This window comes from Flavobacteriaceae bacterium (assembly GCA_003443635.1).
Taxonomy (GTDB): Bacteria; Bacteroidota; Bacteroidia; order Flavobacteriales; family Flavobacteriaceae; genus AU392.
In genome coordinates this window covers 2,306,136-2,331,963 of the sequence record CP031964.1, presented here as the reverse complement: position 1 = coordinate 2,331,963, position 25,828 = coordinate 2,306,136, and the positions used below count along the sequence as shown (strand labels likewise).

The following is a 25,828-nucleotide window of genomic DNA, read 5'->3' as shown; positions in this document are numbered from 1 at the left end:
GGCAACTGCAACAACTTATTAAAAACTCGTAAATCTATTATTTAAGCGTTACAAGTTTATCAACACTCCAAGCCTCAGGTTTATTGTTAAACATCATTTTTGTTTTTGCCCAGACATCTTTAAACAAATCAGAATGCCTATAAGATTCTAAATCATTTTCTGTTTCCCAATAACTATATGTGAAAAATATATTTGCTTGATTTTTATCACGATATAATTCTAAATAACGGCATCCTGGGTAATTTCTTATAAATTGTTTTTTAGATTCAAATAATTCTAGAAATTCATTTATATAAACAGAATCAAAACTCATTTTTACAATTCTTACAAGCATATTAATCTTTTAAAAAGTTAATGGTAATGGTATCTCTCATTTTTAACCCCATTAAAGAAGATGCACTACCAACACTTGTACAATTGCTTTTATAAATAGCAATTTCTAGATAATTTGAGGAATTAAAAACAACCAAACCACGACCCTCATCATTACGTTTATCTTCATCAACATTAAAATTAACGATGTCACTGTATTTTGAATGTATTTTTTTAAACTTATAACTCCTCGCCGAAATCTCGAATTGCCTTCCTTTCTGTATCAATTCAAAAAAATTACGCTTTATATTGGTTACCACATTTCCATAATTATCAATATAAATAACATTACCTATAATTTGATTTTTTTCATCATTAACAAACGGTATGATATTTTTTATTGGCTTAATGGTATTAATAAGCTTACCTATAACTTCAAGTGTTCCACCTCTAGCCAAATGGCAAGCTACTTTTACAAAAACATCTAGAGCAGGAAAACTTGTTTCTATCTTATCGTGAATATTAATTTCTACAATTTTTTCTGGCGCTATCTCAGCGCAAATCATACTCATAATACCATTATTAGCACAAATAAAATAGTGATCATCTAATTTCATTGCTATATGCTTATTCTCTTCATTAATTTCAGAATCAATACCAATAATGTGTATGGTTCCTTTCGGAAAACTACTATAAGCATTTTGAATAATGTAAGCTGCTTCTGGAATACTAAATGGCGAAACAGAATGAGAGATATCAACAATTCTTACATTAGGAAGTTCGCTATATATTGCCCCTTTAACTGCGCCAGCAAAGTGATCTTTTTCTCCAAAATCAGTAGTTAATGTAATAATTGCCATTGGCAAATTGTTGATATTTATTTAATGTATGATGACTTAAAATTATGTAACTTTGAGTAATTACAAATCTAATAAATCCTTTTATTTAGTTATACTTTATTTTAATTAATGTAAAATGAAATTTACTAGTCAATTTTTTAATCAAAAAACGAAAAATTATAATTTAAAGATTGCTTATATTTAATTCAGATTTATTTTTAAAACCCTTTTACATTTGAACGAACTTATTATCGAATTAGAAGAGATTAGTCCAAAAGAATTTTTTGGAGCTCAAAACGCTAATATTGCACTATTAAAAAAATATTTCCCTAAACTTAAACTAGTCGCCCGAGGTAATAAAATTAAAGCCTACGGTGATGAAGAACTCCTAGAAGAGTTTAATCGAAGAATGACAATGCTTTTAAAGCATTTTGTTAAGTATAATAAACTTGATGAAAATGTAATTGAGCGTGTCCTCACCAGTCAAAGTAGTGATGATTATGCCACTTCAGATTCTAGCGGCCAGGTTTTAGTTCATGGCGTAAGAGGGAAGCTTATAAAAGCACAAACGGCAAACCAACGAAAATTAGTAGAAAGCATGCGTAAAAACGATATGGTTTTTGCTATTGGTCCAGCGGGAACAGGTAAAACTTATACGGGAATAGCTTTAGCTGTGCAAGCGCTTAAAAGTAAAGAGGTTAAACGTATTATTTTAACTCGCCCAGCTGTTGAAGCTGGAGAGAACTTAGGGTTTTTACCTGGAGATTTAAAAGAAAAATTAGATCCATATATGCAGCCATTATATGATGCATTACGAGATATGATTCCTGCAGAAAAATTGGAACAATATATTGAAAACGGAACGATACAAATTGCACCATTAGCCTTTATGCGTGGTCGTACTTTAGATAATGCCTTTGTGATTCTTGATGAAGGACAGAATACAACTCATAACCAGATGAAAATGTTCTTGACAAGAATGGGAAAGAATGCAAAATTTCTACTTACCGGAGATCCAGGACAGATTGATTTACCACGTCGTACGATTTCTGGATTAAAAGAAGCATTACTTATTTTAAAAGATGTAGAAGGTGTAGGAATAATATTTTTAGATGATAAAGATGTTATTCGTCATAAACTAGTGAAGAAGATTATCTCTGCTTATAAGAATATTGAAAATAGAGACTAAGAATATTTGCTCTTAGCCTCTATTTTCAATATTAATAAGAACCCTCTTTAGGGGTAGCATCTAACGTTTTTAGAAAAGCTACTAAAGCTTTTTGTTCTGCTTCTGTAAGATTCAATTCGTCGAAAGGAAGTGTTTGATGAGGTATATCAAATCCTAAGCCACTTCCGCCTCCAGAGTTGTAAAAATTAATTACATCTTCAAGTGTATCGTAAATACCATTATGCATATAAGGACCAGTGATTCCCATATTACGAACTGATGGGGTCTTAAACATACCATAATGAATATCTTCTTCAAATCTCCAATAAAACCCAACATCACTATCTAAAGCTTTATTAGCTGCAGTTCTAGGAACGCCAATAACTTCTTTTTCGGTTTCATAAAAAAATGGAGGAACAGTTCCGTTAGAAATTGGCATAAAATGACACGTTGCACATAACGCTTTACCCATAAATAAATTAAAACCGTTTTTCTCTTCATTCGTATAATTATTTTGTTCCCCTCTTATGTTTTTATCAAATTTAGAATTGAATGCATTTAAGGTAGATACATAGGATGAAATAGCTTTTATAACGTCTAAATTATTATTGGGGATTTTTCCAAAAACAGTTTTAAAATCTTCGATATAAATCGAATCTTTTAAGATATCATCAGAAAAAGTGTGTAATGGTTTATTAAACTCACTATTGTTAGTAAATACTAAAGTAATTTGATCTTGCATATTTTCTGCTCTGCCATCCCAGAAAAAACTTTTTTGAAATGCCGTATTAATTAAAGTTGGTGTATTCCTAAATTGATTGCTCCCCCTATTGTCAATACTTGTTTTTAGACCATCGGTATAAGCTAACTCAGGCTTATGGCAGCTAGCACAGGCTAGGGTACCAGCTTTAGATAAATTTTTATCAAAAAATAATCGTTTACCTAATGCAATTTGAGCTTGAGAAGGATTTCTGTTATTTCCAGCAGTAAAGTAATTTAAATTAAACGATTCGTTTTCAAAAAATGTTGACGCATCAAAATTAAATGGCGTGGTATTTATAGGATCCCAGATATCACTAACTTTTCTTATCTCCGTCCAATTTGAAGTTATCGAATTAAAATAATCTCTTAAAAATGTATAACGATCAAAGGTTTCAAAATCATTATTGTTTTCAATAAATGTAATTGCTTTTTGAATAGATTCATTAAAATTAGCATCTAAATTGCTATCTTTTTCTTTAATAATAGGCTGAAGCGCCATTTTATAAACTTCAAATAAACTGTTTAAAGTGAGTTTGGTTTCCTCAAGCCCTATTTTACTTACAGGTGTATCAAACCCAGTAATAGAATGACTAATTACTCTTAATAATTGTTGATGTGTAGAGATAAAAAAACGCTGCGGGTTTAATTCTCGCTTTATCATTTTCTTTTTAAGTACATTTAATAAACCTTTAGTAATTATAAGTTCATTTAGATATATGTTGTTTTCAACTTCGCTTTCAAAAATGCTTTCTTCTATTTTCTGAAATCCAATGGGAATCAATATTTTAGAATTATCTTCTTTAAAAACAGGAAGCGCTGGTCCATTAGCGCGATGTCCTACTTCAGGATTTAAATAAGAAGCATAAGGTTCAGCTTTTTTGAAAGCAGAGCGGCTTTGTTTAAAAAATATTTTAGCTTTTTCAGATGTTTTATCTATCATAGTTAAAGAATCTAAATAACTTATAGAAGTTTTTAGATTGAACAAATAGTAGTTTTGGACTATACTCCAATTAATTGTATTGATATAAGTTTCTTCTTTTTGTTTACAAGAAGAAATGATTAAAATCTGAAGCAAACAAAAAGAAAGTATATTTTTAGGAATCATAATATATATTTAATAACCAAAGACCTTTGCTATAAAGCAAAAGGCCTTTGGGCTAATAATTTTTTAAATAAAAAACTATCTAGGTAAGTTTTGTATTATTAGAATTTGAGATGCTTGATCATCTTCTCTAGTTGTGTTAAAATGCCCATCTAATTCCATAAAATCTGGACTTTCCCAATAGTGAGGTTGAACAGCTAGTAAAAATGTTCCATCTATACCAACTTTCTCAGAGATGTCTATTAAAGAACCATACTCACCACTAAAGCCTGTACTATTGTTAGGATCTAAATCTTGTCTTACTACTAGTTCCATTACTGGTTTAATATTTCTTCCATTTAAATCAGATTGATAGATAAAAGCAGCATGTCCTCTGCTAAATGAATTAGGATCTTCTTGAACGTATACAAAATTTTCAGTGACAGTAATATTATCTGGACTTTGTAAAATTGATAGATTACCATCAGCATTATTAGTATCAACGTTACCGCTAATAATTTGGGTCATTCTACCTGTTAGTGGAGAATCTGCATCTAATTCGACTTTATAAATAGTTCCCCAATCATTATAAGTACCACGCCCTGGACCTCTTCCTGTTACTGCAGCATAAATATTACGAGCATTTTCGTCAGAACCTTTTTGGTAATCAACATCTTCAACTCTCATAAAACGAGATGCATAAACAGCATCACTGGCATCTTCCATTTCAGATTTAGTTAAAGCTGCACCATTAGGAATTTCAACAAATTCAACTTCGTATTCTACTCCAAAATCGTAGTTAGATTCGTCATAAATAGTATTAGGGGCAGCATCAATAATAGTAGGATCTCCATTAGCATCTGGACCACCAGAAATTTGCTTTGTTCTTAATACATAAATACTACCGTTATTGAAATCGGCATCACCAGATGTAGAATGATATAATGTAATTTGTCCTTGAGATCCTGATGAATCATCATCTCCACCAATAATTACAGTTTCACCTGCATAAGTATTTTGTGGTAATGGCACTGCATTTTCCCAAGAGAACTCACCTAATGCGTCTAATCCAAAATCTGCTTGAGGAGTAGGGGTAATTACATGTGGATTAATTCCTTTTACATCGTTAGCAATACTTTCTGAAGCAGATAAAAATAAATCTGAGCCACCACCATGAATTTCAGCTTCCCACATTGTTGCAGAACATTGTCTAGCAAAATCTGCAACTCCAGAGTTTAATAAATAATCACCTGAGATTGGATTTAAATTTTCATCTAAACGAATTCTTGCTACAGCATAACTATCTTCACAGTTTACAACATACATAAACCCATCTCCATCTCTTAAAAAACCAGCACCGTCTGCAGAACCAGCTAATTGGAAAGTATCTCCTGTTTCAGGATTAGTGATTACATCTGGAGTAGAAATTAGAGAATAAGCGTTAACAAAGTTAAATTGCGGCATCATTGCTACTAAAGGAGTAGTCGCAGATTTATCTTCAAAAATTGTTGGAGGTGTTGTAGCATTTTGCCCGTCAACTCCATCTCTTCCGTCCTCTCCATCTATTCCATCAAGACCGTCATCTACACAGCTAATCATAAAAAAACCGGTAACAGATAAGAAAAGTGATACTAAAGTAATTTTTCTAAGTGTATTCATTTTAAATTTATTAATTGATTATATTGTTTAGAACAAATTTATCTTAGAGTTTTATAAACTGTGTTAATCTACCTTAGCTGTTTATTTAAATTAAGCTTACTGTTGTGTTATGAATATTAATTAAATGTAAACTACCTTAAATTTGAATATATTTTCTTACAAACACTCTAAATGATTAATTATTTAGAGTGTTTGTAATTAGATAGTTACAGGCTAATAACTATTCGTTATAATTAATTAACATATTCGTAATATTTAAGAATTAAATTTTACAATTATTGTTTATTTTTACGTTCTTAAAAATTAAAACTCTATTTTACTTCGATACAAAATGACAATTACGGATACCAATTTTAATTTCCCAGGGCAAAAAAATCTTTATAAAGGCAAGGTAAGAGAAGTCTATACTATGAACGACGATGTTTTAGTTATGGTAGCTACAGATCGCTTATCTGCATTTGATGTGGTAATGCCTAAAGGTATTCCGTTTAAAGGACAAATTTTAAATCAGATAGCAACAAAAATGATGAAAGCTACTGAAGACTTAGTTCCTAATTGGTTAATTTCTACACCAGATCCTAATGTAGCAATAGGGCATATGTGTGAGCCATTTAAGGTAGAAATGGTAATTCGTGGATATATGTCTGGTCATGCAGCTCGAGAGTATAAAGCTGGAAAACGATTACTTTGTGGTGTTACTATGCCAGAAGGGATGAAAGAGAACGATAAGTTTCCTAAACCTATTATTACTCCAGCCACTAAAGCAGAACAAGGTGATCATGATGAAGATATTTCTAGAGAAGATATTATAAGTCGAGGTATTGTTTCTGAAGCTGATTATATTGTTCTTGAAGATTATACACGTAAGTTATTCCAACGTGGTTCTGAAATTGCTGCAGAACGCGGCTTAATTTTAGTAGACACTAAATACGAATTTGGAAAAACTAAAGATGGAAAAATTGTATTAATTGACGAAATACATACTCCAGACTCATCACGTTATTTTTATGCTGATGGTTATAAAGAACGACAAGATAGAGGAGAAGCTCAAAAACAACTCTCTAAAGAGTTTGTGCGTCAATGGTTAATTAGTAATGGGTTTCAGGGTTTAGAAGGACAAACATTACCAGAGATGAGTGATGACTATATTAACTCTGTGAGTGAACGTTATATAGAGCTTTATGAAAATATTACTGGAGAGACTTTTATAAAAGCTGATGTTTCTAATATACAAGGGCGTATTGAAGCTAATGTGTTGGAATTTTTGAGATAACCTTATTAATCAATCACCAGCCAACCATTTTTTAAACTCATTAGCTTTAGTTTTACTAATTATTATTTCTGAATTATTTTTTGGGATAACTTCTAATTTAAGTTTTCTGTGAAAATACATAGATACAGAATTAATCGTTTTTCGAGATACGATATATTGGCGGTTTGCTCTAAAAAAAACCTCAGGATCTAATTGGTTATAAATTTTATCTAAGACTTGATTAATATTATACCGCTCATTTTTATGAGTAAAACAAAAAACGGTTTCATTCTCTAAATAAAAATATGCAATATCTTCTGTTGCTATAGGTAAAATTTTATCTTTTATGTACACCAGAAAGCTTTTCTTATATTTTTTTTGAGCTTCACTTTTTAATTCCTGAATAACCTTTAATAATTTTTCATTGTCATTTTTTTTATAGATAGCATCATATTTTTTTAATGCAATTTTGAGCGCATTCTTTTTTATAGGCTTCATTAAATAATCTATACTATTTACCTTAAAGGCCTTTAGTGCAAACTCATCAAATGCTGTTGTAAATACAATTGGAAAATTTACTGATGTTCTTTCAAAAATTTCAAAAGAATTGCCATCTGCAATCTGTATATCAAAAAAGCCTAAATCTGGATTGTTATTGTTTTCTATCCATGTTACAGTATCTATAACAGTTTCTAAAACGGCTACTATTTCTATACTGGGATTAATCTCGAATAAAATATCACAAAGATTTTGCGCAACGCTATGTTCATCTTCAATAATTAATATTTTCATGATAAAGGAAGTTTAACTATAAATTCTGAAGCATTACGTTCAATAATAATTTCACTTTTTGTGAGGAGCTTATAGCGATTGGTTAAATTTTTTAAACCAATACCAAAGCTTTCAACAAATTCTTTTTCTTGTAAATTATTAACCACGCAAATCATATTATTTTCAATATAAATGGCTATCGTTAAAGGTAATGTTTTAGTAATAATATTATGTTGTATGGCATTTTCAATTAGCAACTGAAGAGACATTGGTGGAATAGGAGTATCCATAAATGCTATTGGAATATTCATTTTAAATTGTAGTTTTTTACCAAATCGTTTTTGTAACAGAAAAACATACGATTCAATAAAATTTATTTCTTGCTTTAAACTTACTAAATCCTCGTTTGCTGATGTTAATGTATAGCGATAAGTATTAGACATGTCTTGGATGAATTCAAGACCTACATCTTTATTCTCATTTCTAACAATAGTACTTAAAGTACTTAAAGTATTGAAGAAAAAATGAGGGCTGATTTGCTCTTTTAACGCAGAAAGTTCTGCTTTACTTTTTTCTTCTTTTATTTTGATGAGATTAGATTCTATCTGCTTAACCTTTTGTATGCGAAGTAAAATATAAGGCGAAACGAATGCAATGACCAAAACGAACAAATGGTTTAAAAAGTAATCCTCCAAAAATTTACCTTGAATCGTTGCATTTGAATTTATAGTACCTAAGTAATTACTTAATACAAAATCAGAATAGATAAAAAAGAATAATAATAATAAGTTACCGCCTATTATTAAAATGATACGCTTTTTAAAATTTAGTTTTATAGAAATTAAATAATCTTTCCAAGAATAATTAAAAAAAATAAAAATAATAAGTATTAATAGCTCTGTAATTGCATTTTTTATACCAATCCTAAATATAAACCAACGTTCTTCTATTTGTTTTAATATTAATAGACGCTCCTCTTCAGTTCCTCCTGGTAATTCATTTGCTTGAGAGAGTTTATGAATTCTATTAATTAATCCAATGTTCGCCAGTAATGAAATTATAATAGCAATTATAATGATCATCCAAATGGTAGGTATTTTTTTGAACATTAGAGAAGATTTCGTTTATTAGTTACATAAAAGTGATTACAAGATAATAATTCAATTTACTTTTTAAAAGGAACTTCTATTAACGATCCAAAAGGTTGCCCTCCGGTATCTTTATTAAAGTCAAATATTTTTTTATACTCAATTCCTTTGTCATTAACATTAAATTGAAATATTACACCTGTATTTGAATCGCCTCCAAATTTGGTCATTCCCCAGAGCTCACCATTATGTTCTATTAAACCACCTTCAGGGCGGCTACCATTAGAGCCATCAAAGTCATGAACTTTTTTAAAACCAGAACCATCGGTATTAATATTAAAAATGGTACCTTTATTATTATTTTTACCTCCTACAAAAGTTAGTCCCCATAGTTTTTCTTTATTTTCCATTAATCTTTTTACAATACCATTTCCTCCAATCTTATCTAAATCATATATTTTGGAAAACCCAGTACCATCTGTGTTTATATTAAATATCACTCCAAGATCGTACATTCCTCCACGGTCAGTCATTCCCCAAATTTTATCATTGCTAACAACTAACTTGCATCTAGGTCGATTTCCATTAATACCATTAAAGTCATGCACTTTAGTATAACCAGTACCATCAATATTTACATTAAAAATAACTCCCATGCCGTTTTTGCCTCCGCCAGAAGTGGTTCCCCAAAACTTGCCATTATGTTCTATCAAACTGCCATAGGGATCACCCCCATTTGTATTATCAAAATCATATATATTCTCAAACTCAGTACCATTTGTTTTAATACTAAAAATAGTTCCTTTGTTGTATTTACCACCTCGACTTGTCATTCCCCATAATTTCCCATGATGCTCTATTAGATCTCCAAGCGGAGTACTTCCATTTTTACCATCAAACTGATGTACAATAGTGAATTTTAAAGAAGTAAGATCTAAACTATAAATTGTACCGTGGCCTTTAAATCCATATTTTACTAAAGTAGTTCCCCATAATTTACCATTGCACAAGCTTGGACTACCGTGTGAGTATCCAGTTGCCTTATTAAAGTCATGGACTTTTACAAAACCAGTTCCGTCCGTATTTATGCTAAATATTGTTCCATACCCATTTGCTCCTTGAGCAGAAGTTACTCCCCAAAACTGAGTAGGTTGACCGAAAGCTACAGAAGTATTAATTAAAATAATAATTAAGGTCAATAATTTAAAAATAGGTTTCATATATTTTTGGGTTAATTTATTCAACATCAAACTTCTTTAATCTTTTTAATAAAGCAAAAGCTCGTAAATCTACATTCGTCATACCCCAATTATAATTTATCATTATAACTACCCCGTATTGCCTTTCTTTATCAAACATAAAATTTGCAGTATAACCAGAAACAGAACCTGTATGCCCGATTGTAGACATTAAATTATTTCGTAATAATCTAAGGCCTAAACCATAATTGTCCCACCAATCTTCATTTGGAATTATTACAGGTTTTTGCATTAAAGCTAAATTCTCACTGTTAAGTAATTCCATATATCCCATATTACTAATCATAAATTTAGCCAAATCGTTTGGTGTAGAATAAATGGCGCCATTTGGTACTTTATATCCACGTCCCATATGCTCTTTTTTAGGGGTTTGTTTATTAAGTTCTCCAAATGGACCGCCTTCCATTCCTTTTGCTAGTTTTTCTAATTTATCATCTGGTACAATAAAATAGCTGTTGTTCATATTTAAAGGTTTAAATATTTTGGTTTTAATCAACTCAATAAAAGGTTTTTTAGCAGCACGTGAGAGAGCTAATCCTAAAATGCCATAACCGATATTTGAATAACTATATCGTTCTCCTGGTTTTGATTGAAATGCTGTTTTTGGAATAGATTGCAAAACCTTATTTTCCCATTCATCAATAGAACCTGAAGTTGCATTTTCTAATTGAGGTTCTCTTTGTAAACCAGATGTATGGCTAGCTAATTGTAGAAAGGTAATTTTTGTTGAATCAGAATAACCGTTTAACTCTTTTATTTCAGGTAAATAGTTTTCTATCGGATCATCTAATTCAATTATCTTTTCTTCTACTAATTGCATCATTAAAAATGATGTAAAAGACTTAGAAACTGAACCAATCCGATAAATAGTAGTAGAATCAGCTATTGTATTATTATCGATATCAGATGTACCATAAGCATTAGACCAAATAATTTTATTGCCTTTTACTATTGCTGCCGATATGCTTCCATTAATACCATCATCTTCTATGTCTTTTTGAAGCTGATGTCCGAATTCGTTTAAAATTGATTCTAAGGATGTTATAGTTTTTGAATTCTTACTGGCTGTATTAGTACATTTAATAGATATAATTACTATTAACCCCAAAAGGATAATTTTTTTCATAAATAGTTCAGTATTTTAATTTTATCATAATTTCACCTTTTATTGCATCTAACTTACTACTTAGAATAGTAAATGTGTATCGATAAAAAGGGGAAGTGGACAAATTGTAAGATTAAATGACTAAAACACATGTTTGATCTTTAATACCAAAAGAAAGGTTTGAGAGATAAAAATGAAAAAAATAAAATTACTAGAGTTTTTTATAATGATAAGATTATCTATCTTTTAAACGATAGATGAATTTGAGTCCACTCCAATCGTTATCTATGGCTGCTACTTTTACATCTACCAGCCCAATGTTTATAAAATAATCACGAATGAGATCTCTTTTTAAATTGGTACTAATGTTTGATGTTCCTTTTGGCCAACTTACCCATAAAAGACCATTCTTTTTTAAAACACTTTTATATAATTCTCCAATATTTTGTAACTCTTCGAAACTTGTACAGAATAAATGAATAAAATCGATATCATCTGTTTCTATTTCTTTTGTGAAGTATATATTGCCTGGTAAATCTGTAAATAAATTAAAATAATGTTTAGGCGCATTATAAAGTAGGGCTTTAAAATCTGGTTTAATTCCAAGTTTTTTAGCTAATGGTGTTCCTGAATATCCTTCTGAGGTTTTTAATCCCATAAATTCATTTTATATGATAAGCAATATTTTGTATGAATAGTTACTTAGAGAATACTATTCTTTGGGCTATAGCTAAATCATTAATAATATAATTATTTAAGATAATTTCTAATCCCATAACTTGCTAAAACACCTTCGCCTGTAGCTGCTGCTACTTGAGCTATGGCTCCCTCTCTGCAATCTCCAGCAGAGAAAATCCCATTTTCAGATGTTTCAGCTAATCCACTAGTCTTAATAAATCCTCTTTCATCAAGATTAACAATACCTTTAAAGGGCTTAGTGTTTGGGATTAAGCCTATAAATATAAATACACCATCTGCTGTTAAATTCATGCCTTCTTTAGTGTCATTATCAACTACTTTTAGACTACTAAATAATCCTTTTTCGTTTGCAACAAATTCTAATGATGTTTTATTCATGTAAGTTGATATATTATCAATAGATTTTAATTTTTCTATATATGTTTTTGAAGCTGAAAATTCAGAAGATCTATGTACTATTTTAACACTCTTACAAAAGCCAGCTAAAAAAATGCCTTCTTCCAAAGCTGAATTTCCACCACCAATAACAATAATATCTTTATCTCTATAAAAAGCGCCATCACAGGTAGCACAAAAATGAATTCCAGATCCTATTAATTCTTCTTCATTAGTAATTCCTAATTTTCGATATGTAGAACCAGTTGAAATTACAATGGTTTTTCCTAAATAAGAACTACTCTTAGTTTTGATAGAAAAAAGATTATCTTGTTTAGTGATATTTATAACCTCTTCACCTGTTTTTATTTTGGCACCATAAGTTCTGGCTTGTTCTTCCATTTTTTCCATAAGTTTTGGACCAGAAATAGATTGAAACCCAGGATAGTTTTCAATTTTTTCTGTTAAAAATGCATTACCACCAATAGTAGATTTTTCCAAAATCAAAGAATCAAAACGATCTCTTTGCGCATAAATTGAAGTTGTTAATCCAGCTGCACCACCACCAATAATAATAGTATCAAAAACTTTGTGCTCTTTTTCAATATTTACAGAAAGTAATTCTGTTAACTGTATATTATCTGGATTCGTATAAGGAATATCATTGATTAATACCGTCGGAATTATCCTTTTTCCATTGTTAATTTCTTCAACTTTTTGTGTAGCCCATTCATACATATCAACATCAATAAATTCAAAATTAATATGATTATCTTTTAAAAAGCTTTTTGCTCTTCTACAATCAGGACACCAATCTGCACCAAAAAGTTGTACGCGACCAACTTCATTTATACCTAAAACAGATGATAAAATAATATTATCAGGATTAGTATAAGATTTTTTGTTGATTATTAGTGTTGGAATTATTCTTTTACCATTATTAATCGATTCTACCCGAGCTGTAGCCTCTTCATCTAAATCTACATCAATAAACGTATAGTCAATATCATTTTCTTTTAAAAAACTTTTTGCTCTTCTGCAATCTGGACACCAATCGGCACCATATAATAATATTTCATTCATTTTTTATGTTCTTATAACTGCTGTTAGTTTATGTAAATGTCAATAGAAAATTTTCTACTAACGAAACTAATTTAATAAAAAGATATGGATTTCAAACTAAAGAAGCTTGAAAGTATTTTGCTTTATAGTAAACAGTAATCAACCGTAATTTTACAACTATTATATTATAAAGAACTAAGCTTATAATTTGTTTACAATACGTTCAATTGTTTTCCAATTTCTAGTTGTGATATCTGTTCCAAAAGTTTTTTCTATAACCTCCATTGCTTTTGGTGTTTTTGAAACCGAAAGATCCAAAACACTAAGAATGGCTTTATCCCTTATATCTAGTATTTTATATGAATTATCAGAGCTAACCCAAGGCAGTTCAAGATTAGAAGAAGCATTGTCTTTTAAAAACGAAACATACAATCGAATGTCTTTGTTAACTTCAATTTTTTCAAATGGAGAATCATTAAATAATTGATAAATTGTTTTAGACTTTCTAATAATTGTAGGTATGGGAAAGCCAAAAGTTTTCTTTAGATTTTTAGAAATAGTTATTTCTAATTTCTCTAAATCATTAGCATCTCCATCAAAAATAATATTCCCTGAATTTAATAAGGTTATTATATTTTCAAAACCTAATTTTTCTAATTCTTTACGAAGCTCAGCCATAGGAACTTTATGATGCCCACCTACATTAATTCCACGTAAGAATGCAACATATCGCTCTGTTGATTTTTTAGAACTCATTTAATTCTTGCAGTATACCTAATAAAATCTATTTGTTGAATGAAATCCCTTTTCATAATCATAACTGGTTACGTAAAGATAAATAAAGTATTTGTAACTAGTTATATTGCTTTAAAATGATATAAAAAGGTAATGACATGTAAATGTTGTTACTAATCGTTCCAAAAGTTATTGGCTTTAGCAATAGTTGTAAATTCCATAGCTACTGTTTGACCAATGGCGATTAACATAGCTGCATCATTTGCATATACTGGCCTTAGTTTTTCTCTAACCTCTGCATCAGGTTGAGTTATTTTAATGGTTAATCTTGCAATTTTTACAGCTAGAGCCCTACCTTCTTCTGGTGAGTTAGTAATTAGAGAATTTCCTGGAATTAATTGTGTTTGCTCAGACATAATTTAGTTTTAAGTTAAAGCACAAAACTAAAATTTATAATAATCAAAAACAGTGATAAATGTTACTTTAAAGTATTTTTATTTTTCGACCTATTTGTATTACTTTATTGTTAACACTTAATTTCTTTAATAATCTGGAAATAACTTCTCTTGATGTTCCTAAATCATTAGCAATTTCCTGATGGGAGATATTTAAAAGGTTTGTGTTTTCTATTTGAGCTTTATTTTTAAGATAATGCAATAACCGTTGATCTAAATTGTAGCACGTAATTTGTTTAGCAGTGTTTAATAAATCTTTGTAATGCTTTTGATAATCAGTAAGTACTAAATGACCAAATGATGGATATTTTTTTAACCATTGGTTAACTTTATTTAAAGGGAGTAATAATAATTCACTATCTAATTCGGCAATAGCTGAAAATTCTACTGGCTCATTATTAAATGTATGAGCGAAACTATAAATACAAGACCCTCCCGACGAAATATAATACAGTAAAAATTGCACAGTATCTTCATCACTAAATACTTTTATATTACCAGTTAAAACAATAGGTAAAAAACGAATAAATGTTCCTTGTTTAACAATATACTCTTTGGCCAAAAAGCTTTTTATAGTTGAGTACTTTTCAATTTCAGTTAAAAGCTCTTTTTCAAGAACAGGAAAACACTCAGCTAAAAAGGAAGTTTTCATTTATCTGATTTTAATTATTAATAGTAGATTTTGCTTTTTTAATCAGTTTATAGGCCCAATTATAATGACTCGATGTATTAGCTCGAATATATGTTCCCAGGGATGAAGTGCCTGTCCATTTATATCGCTTTTTTTCAAACAATTCATTGTCCGTATGCTTGCCAATTATTTTTTGAAGTTCTAAATAAGATTTATTTAAAGCTTTTCTTATATCGTCAAGTTTATGATTCTGATAGTCGCTCCAAATTTTCTTATTCAACTGTTTTGTGTCTTTCCAACTATAGCCTTTTGCTGGTATGTCAGGTTTTATTCCTTTCATCCCTACTTTATACCAATTAATAAACATATTATGCCAATGATGTAAATGTGCGAGAACATCTCTAATATTTCTATTCATTGTATCTTTTGAGAACTCAGAGACCTGCTGTTTTTTAGTAAAAGAATCAATCAATTCATTTAATTTTTGATAGTTTTCTTGGCTTTGCAAGATTAATTCTTTTTTTGTTTTTGGTACTGGCATTATATACTTTTAATTATTACTTACGATTTATAAATGATTAATTATGTATAAGTAAGCTAGAAGCTGTCAATTAATAATATGCATTGCTAATTACTTTTATTTAAAACACATTTAATGCCATTTTGCATCTTTACTTTTTATGATCAATTGTTTTAAAACATCGAGATTCACATCGTCTAATTTATTGATATGCAAACACCCTTTTCCCCATTTACATTTACCTAATTCTTTAATTAACTTACTTTCCTGATTAATATCAAAAGTTAAGTATACTGTTAATTTAGTTTTACGTGGAGCAAAACCAACATGAAACCACTCTAGCTCTTCCTTGGCATTTTTACGTTTGTATTTGTACTTACCAAATCCAATTATAAAGTTATCTCCCCAAATTTTAGGCTCATATCCAGTTGTTTCGGTTATAATAGATAATAGCTTTTTACTATCTGCCTTTTTTAATGAGCTTTCAATGCTATCAATAAATTTTGAGACACTTTTATTTGTCATTTTATTAACTAAGCCTGCCACCTCATTTGTTTTAATAATTGTTGTTAGTATTTATATATGCTTTCGCATTTTACATAAATTACTAATTTAACAAATAAACAACCTAATAAAAAATCTGTAAAAAACTTTTATAAATAAGTTAGAGCTAATTGCTAATTTCTTGCATTTTTCTAACTTGTTTTAACATCACTTTTTTTGGCATAAATGGTATTGAAGACATCATTATTTTTTGCGCGAAAGTTAAACCAGAAATTACATTTAGTTTTTTGTTTAGCATACCATCATACCCTGCTTTAGCAATATCGTATGGACTTACTGTTTTGTTAAATAAATCTGTTTTATCCATTCCAGATGTTCTTGCAAACTCGGTTTCTGTGGCTCCTGGTAATAGAGCAGTAACAGTAATATTAGTATCATGCAGTTCTTCTGCTATAGCATTGCTAAAAGATGTTACATATGCTTTTGTTGCAAAATAAACAGCTTGTAACGGTCCTGCCATTAAACTTGCAGTTGAAGATACATTTAGTATTTTCCCTTTATTTCTCTTTACTAGATCTGGTAAAAAGAACCTTGTAAGTGCTGTTAATGCAACAATGTTTAAATTGATCATTTGCAAATCATTTTCCCACTCTCTTTCATAAAATTTACCATGCCCACCAAAACCAGCGTTATTAATTAAGTAATCTATTTCAATACCTAAATTATTAACTTCATCATAAATCTCTTTTGGAGCATTAATTTGTGTAAGATCTTTAGCAATAACTTTTACTTTAATTTGATGTTTTTCTTCCAATTCTATTTTAAGTGACTCTAACTTTTCTCTTCTTCTAGCCACAATTATTAAATCTCCTTTTTTTTCTGCATGAATTCGAGCAAACTCTACTCCAATTCCACTACTAGCCCCAGTAATTAATGCTACATTTTTCATTTGTTTATTTATTTAATATTATTTAATGCAAATATCTACCTACCATGAAGAGATCCTGAACACAGAATGCGGAAATAACAACACATTTTACAGATAAACATATAGAAATTAAAAAAGTAAGCGATTCGCTTCCTTTTTATTAATAATGAGTTTATAAATAACTAATTTAAAGACCTGTATTCTTGAGGAGTCATGCCTGTTTTGGATTTAAATAATCTACTAAAATAATGAGGATAATTAAACCCTAATGAGTAAGCAATACCACTAACAGAATCGGTAGAACTTAACAACATTGTTTTAGATTTATCTATTATAAAATCATTAATATGATCTTTTGCACTACGACCAGTTTCTTTTTTTAGTAAATCACTCAAATAATTAGGAGATAAATGTACTTTTTCTGCACAATATTGAATTGAAGGAAGGCTTTGCTGTGTTAATTGATCACGATTATAAAAATCTTTTAACAACGATTCTACTTGAGAAAGAATATCTTTATGTTGTGCCGAACGCGTATGGAACTGACGTTCATAATACCTTGAACAAAAATTTAAAAGTAATTCTAAACTCGAAACAATTACTTTTTGACTGTGATTATCTATTCGTTCTAATATTTCATTTTGAATCATGTTGACACAATCTGTAATTGTTGTTTGTTCCAAATCAGATAAGTGTAAAGCCTCATGAACATCATAAGAAAAAAAAGTATAATTATCTATAATTTTACCTAATGCTGTATTTCTTATTAAATCGGGATGGAAAAATAACATCCACCCTTGAATTTCATTTAACCTTTGTTCTTTATTTACAGATGTCACCTGATCTGGAGCTGTAAATATTAATGTACCTTCATTAAAATCGTAATGATTTCTTCCGTATTCTAAACCACAACTCGAATCTTTAAGCGCAATAGAATATAAACTGGATGTTGTTTTAACATTAACCCATTCCTTACCTATTTCAAGTTTAGAAACATCAATAATGCTTATAAGAGGATGTGTGGGTTTGTTAAACCCCATCATTTCATGTAATTGACTAATGGATTCTATTCTGATTATTTTTTCTTGCATACCACAGCTTTTAATAATTACAAATGTATTTTGTTTATTGAATTAACAGTAACACAAATGCCTTTATCAATAACACAATTTACGGATTTCAAATGGTTAATTTACGATATAAAAGCCAAAGGAAAATCTATCATTGCGTGTAATAATACAGCAGCTAAAATCGAACCTTCTTTTTCTCTAATATAACCTAAAGTAAACCCCAGTATGGCTGTCCATATTGCCCAAGGCCAAGTTGGTGGTACGGTAACTAACGCATGAGACAATCCAAATAAAACAGCGGAAACTATTAGCCCCCAACCATAAGAAACCCCTTTAAGATAAAATGGTTTGCCAAAATACTTATTTAAAGAGGACTGTATATAACCTCTAAAAAATAACTCTTCACCAAAACCCACTATAAATGTATAGTATAATAGTTTTGAAATCACAGGAGCATAGTCATAAGTAAAATACGCTATAATTATTGTAAGAACACTTAACCAAGTCATGAAAGTAATTCTTTTATTAGGAACCCCAATAGCATCCCTTGTGGATAAATTGGCTGTTACTTTTGGAATAAAATAAAGCACTATAAAAAAAGCAATACTTAAAACTAAAGCACCTTGCCAATATTCGTAACTCCAACCTAAAGCACCAATAATTAAAAAAGAGATACAAGCAGGTCCAGCAAGAGAAAACCCCTTAAATGCTAATTTAAATCCCTCAGTATATTTAGGAAAATAAATTCCAAAATCACGTTTGTCCTTATATAAAAGATAAATAAGTAAAAGTGGTAAGGCTATGGTGAATACAAACTTTATTGCATAACGGAAAACAATAGCATCACTTCCGTTAAATTCAATAGGAATGTGTTTAACATTTAAAAATGCAAATATCATCCCCACCCAAATAAGGATTGGCAAAATAGCATCTTTTAAAAACGATCTATTTTTTTTCAAATTTGCATCCATAAATTTAGATTAGCTAAAAAATTTAAATGAATTCTAAATATAGGTCTAAAGAAACATATAAGCGTTACAATTTAAAAACATCTAACTTAATGAGTTATACTTCATAAACAGAACTAGAGATAAACAATGCAACAGTAACGTTAAGTTTTTCTTACATTTATAACTTCATTTAACTAACTAAAAAACTATATGGAAAAATTAGATCAAGCTATTTCAGCATTCTCAGGATTTGTTTGGGGGCTGCCATTGCTTATATTACTCATAGGAGGAGGTTTATATTTATTAATACTATCTAAGTTTTTACCATTTCGTTTTTTAAGACATGCTATACAAGTGCTTCGAGGTAAGTACGATAATCCGGATGACCCAGGGCAAATTAGCCATTTTCAAGCTCTAACAACAGCATTATCTGCAACTGTAGGGATGGGGAATATTGCTGGAGTTGCTGTAGCAATTACCATAGGTGGTCCTGGTGCCGTATTTTGGATGTGGGTAAGTGCCATTGTGGGAATGTCTACTAAGTTTTTTACTTCTGCTTTAGCTATTATGTATCGAGGTAAAGATAGTAATGGAGAAATACAAGGTGGGCCTATGTATTTTATTATGGAAGGTTTGGGTAAAGCATGGAAACCATTGGCCATAATGTTTAGTATCTGTGGATTAATAGGGGCATTACCAGTATTTAACGTAAATCAACTAACACAGGCAATAAACGATATCTTATTAACTCCTAATGGAGTAGAAGTAGGGTTAACCTCAAATTTAATTATAGCTTTAATATTGGTATCTATAACAGCGATAGTTATTTTAGGAGGGCTTAACAGGATTAGTAAAACAGCATCTAGATTAGTACCTATAATGGTGGTACTTTATTTTGTATCGGTATTAATTATTCTGGGAGTTCATATAGATGTTGTTCCAAAATACTTAGGTTTAATTTTCACAGATGCCTTTTCTGCTAATAATATAGAACCAGATGCTTTTTTTGGAGGCGCTTTAGGAACATTAATTATACTGGGAATTCGCCGTGGTGCATTTTCTAACGAAGCAGGTATTGGTACAGCACCAATGGCACATGGGGCAGCAAAAACCTCAGAACCTGTTCGTGAAGGTTTAGTGGCAATGTTAGGTCCAGCTATCGATACGCTAATAGTCTGTACACTAACAGCCTTAACAATTTTAGTTACTGGGGTTTGGCAAACATCTGATGCTAATGGTGTAAGTTTAACTGCTACAGCGTTTAATAATGCTATTCCAGGGGTTGGTAAATACTTATTGTTATTGTGTATAGCGGTATTTAGTATTTCTTCTTTATTCTCTTATTCTTATTACGGTACAAAGTGTATGTCTTTCTTATTTGGCGCGAATAAAAAACACTACTATAATTACTTTTATATTATTAGTATTATCCTTGGTGCTACTACGAGCTTAAGTATGATGATTAATCTCATTGATGGTGTCTTTGCACTAATGGCAATTCCAACAATGCTTGCAACACTTATTATGGCTCCTCGTGTAGTTAAAGAAGTGAAAAAATATATTCAGAAACTTAAAACAGATGCTTAAATGAAGCCTGATCAAGATAAAGCTAAAGCCTATTGGAAAGAAAATATTAGATATGTTTTAATACTACTTGGTATTTGGTTTTTAGTGTCCTATGGCGCTGGAATTATCTTTAAAGATATATTGAATACAATCAAAATTGGAGGCTTTAAATTAGGATTTTGGTTTGCACAACAAGGATCGATGTATGTATTTGTCATTCTCATATTTGTATATGTACGCTTAATGAATAAGCTTGATAAAAAGTACGGATATGACGAATAACTTGCTGTTAATTGGATCACTAGGTGTTCAAACCTGGACTTACATTCTTGTTGGCCTAACATTTTCACTTTATATAGGCATTGCCATTTGGTCAAGAGCCAGTTCTACCAAAGAATTTTATGTTGCTGGTGGAGGTGTTTCTCCATTAGCTAACGGAATGGCCACTGCTGCCGATTGGATGAGTGCCGCATCTTTTATTTCTATGGCGGGTATTATCTCTTTTGGAGGGTATGATGGTGCGGTATATTTAATGGGTTGGACAGGAGGCTATGTATTATTAGCTTTATTATTAGCACCTTACCTAAGAAGATTTGGGAAATTTACAGTACCCGACTTTATTGGGGACCGATATTACTCAAAAACGGCTCGTATTGTAGCCGTGTTTTGTGCCTTATTAGTATCATTTACTTATGTCGCTGGACAGATGCAAGGTGTAGGGATTGTATTCTCTCGCTTTTTAGAAGTAGATATTAATACAGGAGTTATTATAGGTATGGTCATAGTACTCTTTTATGCTGTTCTTGGTGGGATGAAGGGTATTACCTATACACAAGTAGCACAATATTGTGTACTTATTTTTGCATTTATGGTACCTGCTATTTTTATTTCCTTTCAAATGACAGGCAACCCTATTCCACAATTAGGTTTTGGTAGCGAATTAGCTGATGGATCAGGAACTTATTTACTTGATAAATTGGATGGATTAAGCACTGAACTCGGTTTTGCTGAATATACACAAGGCTCAAAATCATTAATTGATGTATTTGCAATTACAATGGCTTTAATGGTGGGTACAGCTGGATTACCACATGTTATTGTTCGTTTTTTTACTGTTAAACGCGTTAGAGATGCTCGTAAATCTGCCGGAATTGCATTACTATTAATTATAATTTTATATACTACAGCACCAGCGGTAGCAGCTTTTGCACGAACAAATTTAATCGAAACAGTTTCTAATGAGCCTTATGCTGAGGTACCAGAATGGTTTAAAAAATGGGAAACTACAGGGTTGATCACATTTACAGATAAAAATAATAACGGAACCATTCAATATTTAGCTGACAAGAACGAGAATGAACTTGTAGTTAATAGAGATATAATGGTATTGGCAAATCCCGAAATTGCAAAACTTCCTAATTGGGTAATTGCTTTGGTAGCTGCAGGAGGATTAGCAGCAGCATTATCTACTGCAGCTGGATTGCTATTAGTCATTTCATCATCAGTATCACACGATTTAATTAAAAAAGTAATAAAACCTGGTATTTCAGAAAAAGGAGAATTATTAGCGGCAAGATTATCTGCTATTGGTGCGGTATGTGTAGCGGGTTATTTTGGTATTAATCCACCAGGATTTGTAGCTGCTGTAGTAGCTCTTGCTTTTGGATTGGCTGCGGCATCTTTTTTTCCAGCTATTATATTAGGGATTTTTTATAAAAAAATGAATAAGGAAGGAGCAGTTGCTGGTATGCTTGTCGGAATTATAACCATGTTACTTTATATGATGAAATATAAATTGGGTTGGTTTGATACTGTTTTACCAGACAAAAGCGAATGGTGGTTCGGGATATCTCCTGAAGGTTTTGGAACGATAGCCATGTGCCTTAATTTTATAGTTGCCCTTGTAGTGATGCAATTCACAAAAACACCACCTCAAGAGGTACAAGATATTGTAGATGATATTAGAATTCCTAATAATGCAAATAAAGCTGTAAAACATTAATTTACTATAGTAATCCTACTGATTTAGTATGATTTATACTATTAACAATTTTTTTTAAATCGTTAATAAAAACATCTTAAAATAGAAATAAGATGATTTTTTAAAATCTACATTTGTTTTCATTAAATCATAAAAACAAGTATGGAAACAGCTGCACTAATTATTATAATCGTTGGTATTTTTTGTGGTTTTTTTGTGCAAACCGTAGTAGGTTTTGCAGGGGCGCTAGTTGCAATGCCTATACTTTTGTTTGTATTAGATCTTCCTGACGCTATTTCGTACGTCACACTATTTTATGGTTTTGCAAGTATTTATTTAGTGGCTAGAGAGTGGAGGGATATTAACAAGAAAGTTATTATTGGCCTTATCATATCGTCTATTATAGGAGTAGCGGTTGGAACCTGGGTACTGAGTTTTGGTAACCCAAAAGTTCTAAAAAAGGGATTAGGTGTTTTTATCATACTATATGTAGCTTATACGTATTTCGATAAAAAAGAAACACGTAATTGGTCAAAACTAGAATTTTTGTTCGGGTTTTTAGGAGGTTTCTTTTCTGGATTATTTTCTATAGGCGGTCCGTTATATGTAATTATCGTTAAAAATGTAACACCAAATATGAAAATCTTTAGAGCGACTATGTTTGGTGTTTTAGGGATGGTTACATTTTTAAGAATTCCTGCACTGGCTTATACGGGATTACTTAATGAAACACATTTGTATTATTCTTTATACATTTTCCCATTTTTTATCCTAGCAATAGTTTTAGGAAAAAAAATGTATTCTTTATTAAACGAAGTGATGCTAAAAAAAGGATTAATGTTCTTACTACTACTTTCAGGAATTGTTTTAACCTTTAAATCATAGCGGACAATTCTAGTTAAAATTTATGAGATTTTTATAAGTACTCGATTTCCAATTTGCTAAATTTTATAGTAATATTGGCTATATAAAAATTGCAACGCTATGAGTCACTATCACATTACCAATTTCGAAGATTATCAAACAGCATATAAAGATTCTGTAGATAATCCAGAAACGTTTTGGGCGGCTATAGCAGAAGAGAATTTTGTATGGAGTAAAAAATGGGATAATGTATTAAGTTGGGATTTTACAAAACCTGAAGTAAAGTGGTTTGATGGTGCTCAACTAAATATTACAGAAAATTGTATCGATAGACACTTAGAGGCAAGGGGCGATAAGACAGCCATTTTATTTGAACCTAATCATCCAGACGAAGCTGCACAACATATTACTTATTCAGAATTATATGAGCGTGTTAATCAATTTGCCAATGTATTAAAAGCACAAGGCATTCAAAAGGGAGATCGTGTATGTGTGTACTTACCTATGATCCCTGAATTAGCCATTTCGTTACTAGCCTGTGCACGAATAGGAGCAATCCATTCTGTAGTATTTGCTGGCTTCTCAGCAACAGCATTGGCGACTCGTATTAATGATAGTGATTGTAAATTAGTAATCACATCAGATGGCGCTTACCGAGGTGCAAAAACTATCGATTTAAAAGGCATTGTTGATGAAGCTTTAGAAACTTGCCCTTGCGTAGATACTGTTCTAGTCGTAAAACGAATAGAGAGTACTATTAATATGAATAGCTCTCGTGATAAATGGTTGCAGCCTTTATTAGATGCAGCCTCTAAAGAATGTGCTCCCGAAATAATGGAAGCCGAAGACCCATTATTTATTTTATACACATCGGGATCAACAGGAATGCCAAAAGGGATGCTACATACCACAGCAGGATATATGGTGTATTCAGCGTTTTCTTTTAAAAATGCGTTTCAATATAATGAAGATGATGTGTATTGGTGTACAGCAGATATTGGGTGGATTACTGGGCATAGTTATATTGTTTATGGTCCATTGGCTAATGGAGCAACTACGGTAATGTTTGAAGGCGTACCAAGCTATCCCGATTTTGGGCGCTTTTGGGAGATTGTAGAAAAACATAACATCAATCAATTTTATACAGCTCCCACAGCTATTCGTGCTTTAGCTAAAGAATCTTTAGATCTGGTTAATCGTCATGACCTATCCTCTTTAAAAATACTAGGTTCAGTTGGAGAACCTATAAATGAAGAAGCGTGGCACTGGTATAACGATAATATCGGAAAGAAAAAATGCCCAATTATCGATTCGTGGTGGCAGACCGAAACAGGAGGCATTATGATTTCTCCTATCCCGGGAGTAACCCCTACAAAACCAACCTATGCAACCTTACCATTTCCGGGGATTCAACCCGCTTTAATGAATGAGCAAGGTCATGAAGTAAACGGTAACCAGGTAGACGGACGTTTGTGTATCAAATTCCCTTGGCCATCTATGGCACGAACTATTTGGGGCAATCACCAACGTTATAAAGACACTTATTTCTCGGCTTACGAAAACAGTTATTTTACTGGTGACGGTGCATTACGCGATGAGGTAGGGTATTATCGTATTACAGGACGTGTAGACGATGTAATTATCGTTTCTGGACATAATTTAGGGACCGCACCAATAGAAGATGCGGTTAATGAGCACCCTGCTGTTGCCGAATCGGCTATTGTTGGATTCCCTCATAATATTAAAGGTAATGCACTGTATGGTTATGTAACTCTAAAAGAAACTGGAGCAGATCGAGATCGTGATAATTTACGTAAAGAGATCAATCAGATCATTACAGAACATATCGGACCTATTGCAAAATTGGATAAAATTCAATTTACTAATGGCTTGCCAAAAACCCGATCGGGTAAAATTATGAGACGTATTTTACGTAAAGTTGCTGCTAAAGACACTTCAAGATTGGGAGATATTAGTACACTATTAAACCCAGAAGTAGTACAGGATATTATAGATAATGCTCTTTAAATATTTAAGAGAACAAGAGTTTTTTAAGCGGCATTTTAAATAAGCATATCTAATAATGTAACACTATTAGCAAACAAACGTCATATTAATGTTTGCTAATAATCATTACTACAAAAAATTGTATGCATACTATAATTTTTGTAATCTTATCTAAATCAACGTCA

General features: G+C 31.0%; 25 protein-coding genes. 7 read left to right on the top strand and 18 right to left on the bottom strand.

Going from position 1 to position 25,828, the window contains the following annotated elements:
- Positions 1-37: 37 nt before the first annotated feature.
- On the bottom strand, positions 38-334 hold the full coding sequence (locus D1817_10630) for an antibiotic biosynthesis monooxygenase (protein AXT20319.1): 297 nt from the start codon (positions 332-334) through the stop codon (positions 38-40).
- Position 335: 1 nt separating this feature from the next.
- Positions 336-1,172: a hypothetical protein gene (locus tag D1817_10625; GenBank protein AXT20318.1), complete on the bottom strand. Its 837-nt coding sequence runs from the start codon at positions 1,170-1,172 to the stop codon at positions 336-338.
- A 214-nt stretch (positions 1,173-1,386) separates the two neighbouring features.
- Here D1817_10625 and D1817_10620 point away from each other — a divergent pair, with 214 nt between their 5' ends.
- On the top strand, positions 1,387-2,340 hold the full coding sequence (locus tag D1817_10620) for a PhoH family protein (GenBank protein AXT20317.1): 954 nt from the start codon (positions 1,387-1,389) through the stop codon (positions 2,338-2,340).
- A 31-nt stretch (positions 2,341-2,371) separates the two neighbouring features.
- Here the strand turns inward: D1817_10620 and D1817_10615 are convergent, their stop codons facing one another.
- Positions 2,372-4,186, bottom strand: a complete 1,815-nt coding sequence (locus D1817_10615; protein AXT20316.1) for a cytochrome-c peroxidase — start codon at positions 4,184-4,186, stop codon at positions 2,372-2,374.
- 75 nt (positions 4,187-4,261) lie between these two features.
- Positions 4,262-5,821, bottom strand: coding sequence for a hypothetical protein (locus D1817_10610; GenBank protein AXT20315.1), 1,560 nt, complete (start codon positions 5,819-5,821; stop codon positions 4,262-4,264).
- 331 nt (positions 5,822-6,152) lie between these two features.
- Between D1817_10610 and D1817_10605 the strand changes: the two genes are divergently transcribed.
- A complete protein-coding gene (locus tag D1817_10605) occupies positions 6,153-7,094 on the top strand; it encodes a phosphoribosylaminoimidazolesuccinocarboxamide synthase (GenBank protein ID AXT20314.1) in 942 nt (313 codons plus the stop codon).
- Between the two features lie 9 nt (positions 7,095-7,103).
- Here the strand turns inward: D1817_10605 and D1817_10600 are convergent, their stop codons facing one another.
- The 14 genes from D1817_10600 to D1817_10535 form a co-directional block, all read right to left on the bottom strand.
- Complete coding sequence (locus tag D1817_10600; GenBank protein ID AXT20313.1) at positions 7,104-7,865, bottom strand: DNA-binding response regulator; 762 nt, start codon at positions 7,863-7,865, stop codon at positions 7,104-7,106.
- Positions 7,862-8,953, bottom strand: a complete 1,092-nt coding sequence (locus tag D1817_10595) for a hypothetical protein (protein AXT20312.1) — start codon at positions 8,951-8,953, stop codon at positions 7,862-7,864. Before D1817_10595 ends, D1817_10600 begins: the two co-directional genes overlap by 4 nt.
- A gap of 56 nt (positions 8,954-9,009) precedes the next feature.
- Complete coding sequence (locus D1817_10590; protein AXT20311.1) at positions 9,010-10,179, bottom strand: hypothetical protein; 1,170 nt, start codon at positions 10,177-10,179, stop codon at positions 9,010-9,012.
- Positions 10,169-11,317, bottom strand: a complete 1,149-nt coding sequence (locus tag D1817_10585) for a class A beta-lactamase-related serine hydrolase (GenBank protein AXT20310.1) — start codon at positions 11,315-11,317, stop codon at positions 10,169-10,171. Before D1817_10585 ends, D1817_10590 begins: the two co-directional genes overlap by 11 nt.
- A gap of 214 nt (positions 11,318-11,531) precedes the next feature.
- Complete coding sequence (locus D1817_10580) at positions 11,532-11,954, bottom strand: DUF3052 domain-containing protein (protein ID AXT20309.1); 423 nt, start codon at positions 11,952-11,954, stop codon at positions 11,532-11,534.
- Positions 11,955-12,046: 92 nt separating this feature from the next.
- Positions 12,047-13,453 (bottom strand): pyridine nucleotide-disulfide oxidoreductase, encoded by a 1,407-nt coding sequence (locus tag D1817_10575; protein ID AXT20308.1) that lies wholly within the window; start codon positions 13,451-13,453, stop codon positions 12,047-12,049.
- A gap of 180 nt (positions 13,454-13,633) precedes the next feature.
- On the bottom strand, positions 13,634-14,188 hold the full coding sequence (locus D1817_10570) for a DUF1697 domain-containing protein (GenBank protein ID AXT20307.1): 555 nt from the start codon (positions 14,186-14,188) through the stop codon (positions 13,634-13,636).
- Positions 14,189-14,340: 152 nt separating this feature from the next.
- Positions 14,341-14,583, bottom strand: a complete 243-nt coding sequence (locus D1817_10565; protein AXT20306.1) for a hypothetical protein — start codon at positions 14,581-14,583, stop codon at positions 14,341-14,343.
- A gap of 67 nt (positions 14,584-14,650) precedes the next feature.
- The gene (locus D1817_10560; GenBank protein AXT20305.1) at positions 14,651-15,274 is read right to left on the bottom strand and encodes a Crp/Fnr family transcriptional regulator; all 624 of its coding nucleotides are present in this window, start codon (positions 15,272-15,274) and stop codon (positions 14,651-14,653) included.
- 10 nt (positions 15,275-15,284) lie between these two features.
- On the bottom strand, positions 15,285-15,794 hold the full coding sequence (locus D1817_10555; GenBank protein ID AXT20304.1) for a DfsB family protein: 510 nt from the start codon (positions 15,792-15,794) through the stop codon (positions 15,285-15,287).
- A gap of 111 nt (positions 15,795-15,905) precedes the next feature.
- Entirely contained in the window at positions 15,906-16,298 is a 393-nt protein-coding gene (locus D1817_10550) for a DUF1801 domain-containing protein (GenBank protein AXT20303.1), read from the bottom strand.
- Positions 16,299-16,443: 145 nt separating this feature from the next.
- On the bottom strand, positions 16,444-17,226 hold the full coding sequence (locus D1817_10545; GenBank protein ID AXT20302.1) for an SDR family oxidoreductase: 783 nt from the start codon (positions 17,224-17,226) through the stop codon (positions 16,444-16,446).
- Between the two features lie 161 nt (positions 17,227-17,387).
- Positions 17,388-18,296 (bottom strand): AraC family transcriptional regulator, encoded by a 909-nt coding sequence (locus D1817_10540; GenBank protein AXT20301.1) that lies wholly within the window; start codon positions 18,294-18,296, stop codon positions 17,388-17,390.
- Positions 18,297-18,397: 101 nt separating this feature from the next.
- A complete protein-coding gene (locus tag D1817_10535) occupies positions 18,398-19,246 on the bottom strand; it encodes a CPBP family intramembrane metalloprotease (GenBank protein AXT20300.1) in 849 nt (282 codons plus the stop codon).
- Between the two features lie 189 nt (positions 19,247-19,435).
- Between D1817_10535 and D1817_10530 the strand changes: the two genes are divergently transcribed.
- The 5 genes from D1817_10530 (at position 19,436) to acs (ending at position 25,664) form a co-directional block, all read left to right on the top strand.
- Positions 19,436-20,812, top strand: a complete 1,377-nt coding sequence (locus D1817_10530) for an alanine:cation symporter family protein (protein AXT20299.1) — start codon at positions 19,436-19,438, stop codon at positions 20,810-20,812.
- Positions 20,813-21,073 (top strand): DUF4212 domain-containing protein, encoded by a 261-nt coding sequence (locus D1817_10525; protein AXT20298.1) that lies wholly within the window; start codon positions 20,813-20,815, stop codon positions 21,071-21,073.
- Positions 21,063-22,793 (top strand): cation acetate symporter, encoded by a 1,731-nt coding sequence (locus D1817_10520; GenBank protein AXT20297.1) that lies wholly within the window; start codon positions 21,063-21,065, stop codon positions 22,791-22,793. The genes D1817_10525 and D1817_10520 overlap by 11 nt, the downstream gene beginning before the upstream one ends.
- A 141-nt stretch (positions 22,794-22,934) precedes the next feature.
- The gene (locus tag D1817_10515) at positions 22,935-23,657 is read left to right on the top strand and encodes a sulfite exporter TauE/SafE family protein (GenBank protein ID AXT20296.1); all 723 of its coding nucleotides are present in this window, start codon (positions 22,935-22,937) and stop codon (positions 23,655-23,657) included.
- Between the two features lie 99 nt (positions 23,658-23,756).
- On the top strand, positions 23,757-25,664 hold the full coding sequence (gene acs / locus D1817_10510) for an acetate--CoA ligase (GenBank protein AXT20295.1): 1,908 nt from the start codon (positions 23,757-23,759) through the stop codon (positions 25,662-25,664).
- Positions 25,665-25,828: the final 164 nt, after the last annotated feature.

Excerpts from the sequence above, each read along its gene's own strand:
- D1817_10630 (AXT20319.1), bottom strand. The coding sequence starts at position 334 with ATGCTTGTAAGAATTGTAAAAATGAGTTTTGATTCTGTTTATATAAAT.
- D1817_10625 (AXT20318.1), bottom strand. The coding sequence starts at position 1,172 with ATGGCAATTATTACATTAACTACTGATTTTGGAGAAAAAGATCACTTT.
- D1817_10615 (AXT20316.1), bottom strand. The coding sequence starts at position 4,186 with ATGATTCCTAAAAATATACTTTCTTTTTGTTTGCTTCAGATTTTAATC.
- D1817_10610 (AXT20315.1), bottom strand. The coding sequence starts at position 5,821 with ATGAATACACTTAGAAAAATTACTTTAGTATCACTTTTCTTATCTGTT.
- D1817_10605 (AXT20314.1), top strand. The coding sequence starts at position 6,153 with ATGACAATTACGGATACCAATTTTAATTTCCCAGGGCAAAAAAATCTT.
- D1817_10600 (AXT20313.1), bottom strand. The coding sequence starts at position 7,865 with ATGAAAATATTAATTATTGAAGATGAACATAGCGTTGCGCAAAATCTT.
- D1817_10595 (AXT20312.1), bottom strand. The coding sequence starts at position 8,953 with ATGTTCAAAAAAATACCTACCATTTGGATGATCATTATAATTGCTATT.
- D1817_10590 (AXT20311.1), bottom strand. The coding sequence starts at position 10,179 with ATGTTGAATAAATTAACCCAAAAATATATGAAACCTATTTTTAAATTA.
- D1817_10585 (AXT20310.1), bottom strand. The coding sequence starts at position 11,317 with ATGAAAAAAATTATCCTTTTGGGGTTAATAGTAATTATATCTATTAAA.
- D1817_10580 (AXT20309.1), bottom strand. The coding sequence starts at position 11,954 with ATGGGATTAAAAACCTCAGAAGGATATTCAGGAACACCATTAGCTAAA.
- D1817_10575 (AXT20308.1), bottom strand. The coding sequence starts at position 13,453 with ATGAATGAAATATTATTATATGGTGCCGATTGGTGTCCAGATTGCAGA.
- D1817_10570 (AXT20307.1), bottom strand. The coding sequence starts at position 14,188 with ATGAGTTCTAAAAAATCAACAGAGCGATATGTTGCATTCTTACGTGGA.
- D1817_10565 (AXT20306.1), bottom strand. The coding sequence starts at position 14,583 with ATGTCTGAGCAAACACAATTAATTCCAGGAAATTCTCTAATTACTAAC.
- D1817_10560 (AXT20305.1), bottom strand. The coding sequence starts at position 15,274 with ATGAAAACTTCCTTTTTAGCTGAGTGTTTTCCTGTTCTTGAAAAAGAG.
- D1817_10555 (AXT20304.1), bottom strand. The coding sequence starts at position 15,794 with ATGCCAGTACCAAAAACAAAAAAAGAATTAATCTTGCAAAGCCAAGAA.
- D1817_10550 (AXT20303.1), bottom strand. The coding sequence starts at position 16,298 with ATGACAAATAAAAGTGTCTCAAAATTTATTGATAGCATTGAAAGCTCA.
- D1817_10545 (AXT20302.1), bottom strand. The coding sequence starts at position 17,226 with ATGAAAAATGTAGCATTAATTACTGGGGCTAGTAGTGGAATTGGAGTA.
- D1817_10540 (AXT20301.1), bottom strand. The coding sequence starts at position 18,296 with ATGCAAGAAAAAATAATCAGAATAGAATCCATTAGTCAATTACATGAA.
- D1817_10535 (AXT20300.1), bottom strand. The coding sequence starts at position 19,246 with ATGGATGCAAATTTGAAAAAAAATAGATCGTTTTTAAAAGATGCTATT.
- D1817_10530 (AXT20299.1), top strand. The coding sequence starts at position 19,436 with ATGGAAAAATTAGATCAAGCTATTTCAGCATTCTCAGGATTTGTTTGG.
- D1817_10525 (AXT20298.1), top strand. The coding sequence starts at position 20,813 with ATGAAGCCTGATCAAGATAAAGCTAAAGCCTATTGGAAAGAAAATATT.
- D1817_10520 (AXT20297.1), top strand. The coding sequence starts at position 21,063 with ATGACGAATAACTTGCTGTTAATTGGATCACTAGGTGTTCAAACCTGG.
- D1817_10515 (AXT20296.1), top strand. The coding sequence starts at position 22,935 with ATGGAAACAGCTGCACTAATTATTATAATCGTTGGTATTTTTTGTGGT.
- acs (AXT20295.1), top strand. The coding sequence starts at position 23,757 with ATGAGTCACTATCACATTACCAATTTCGAAGATTATCAAACAGCATAT.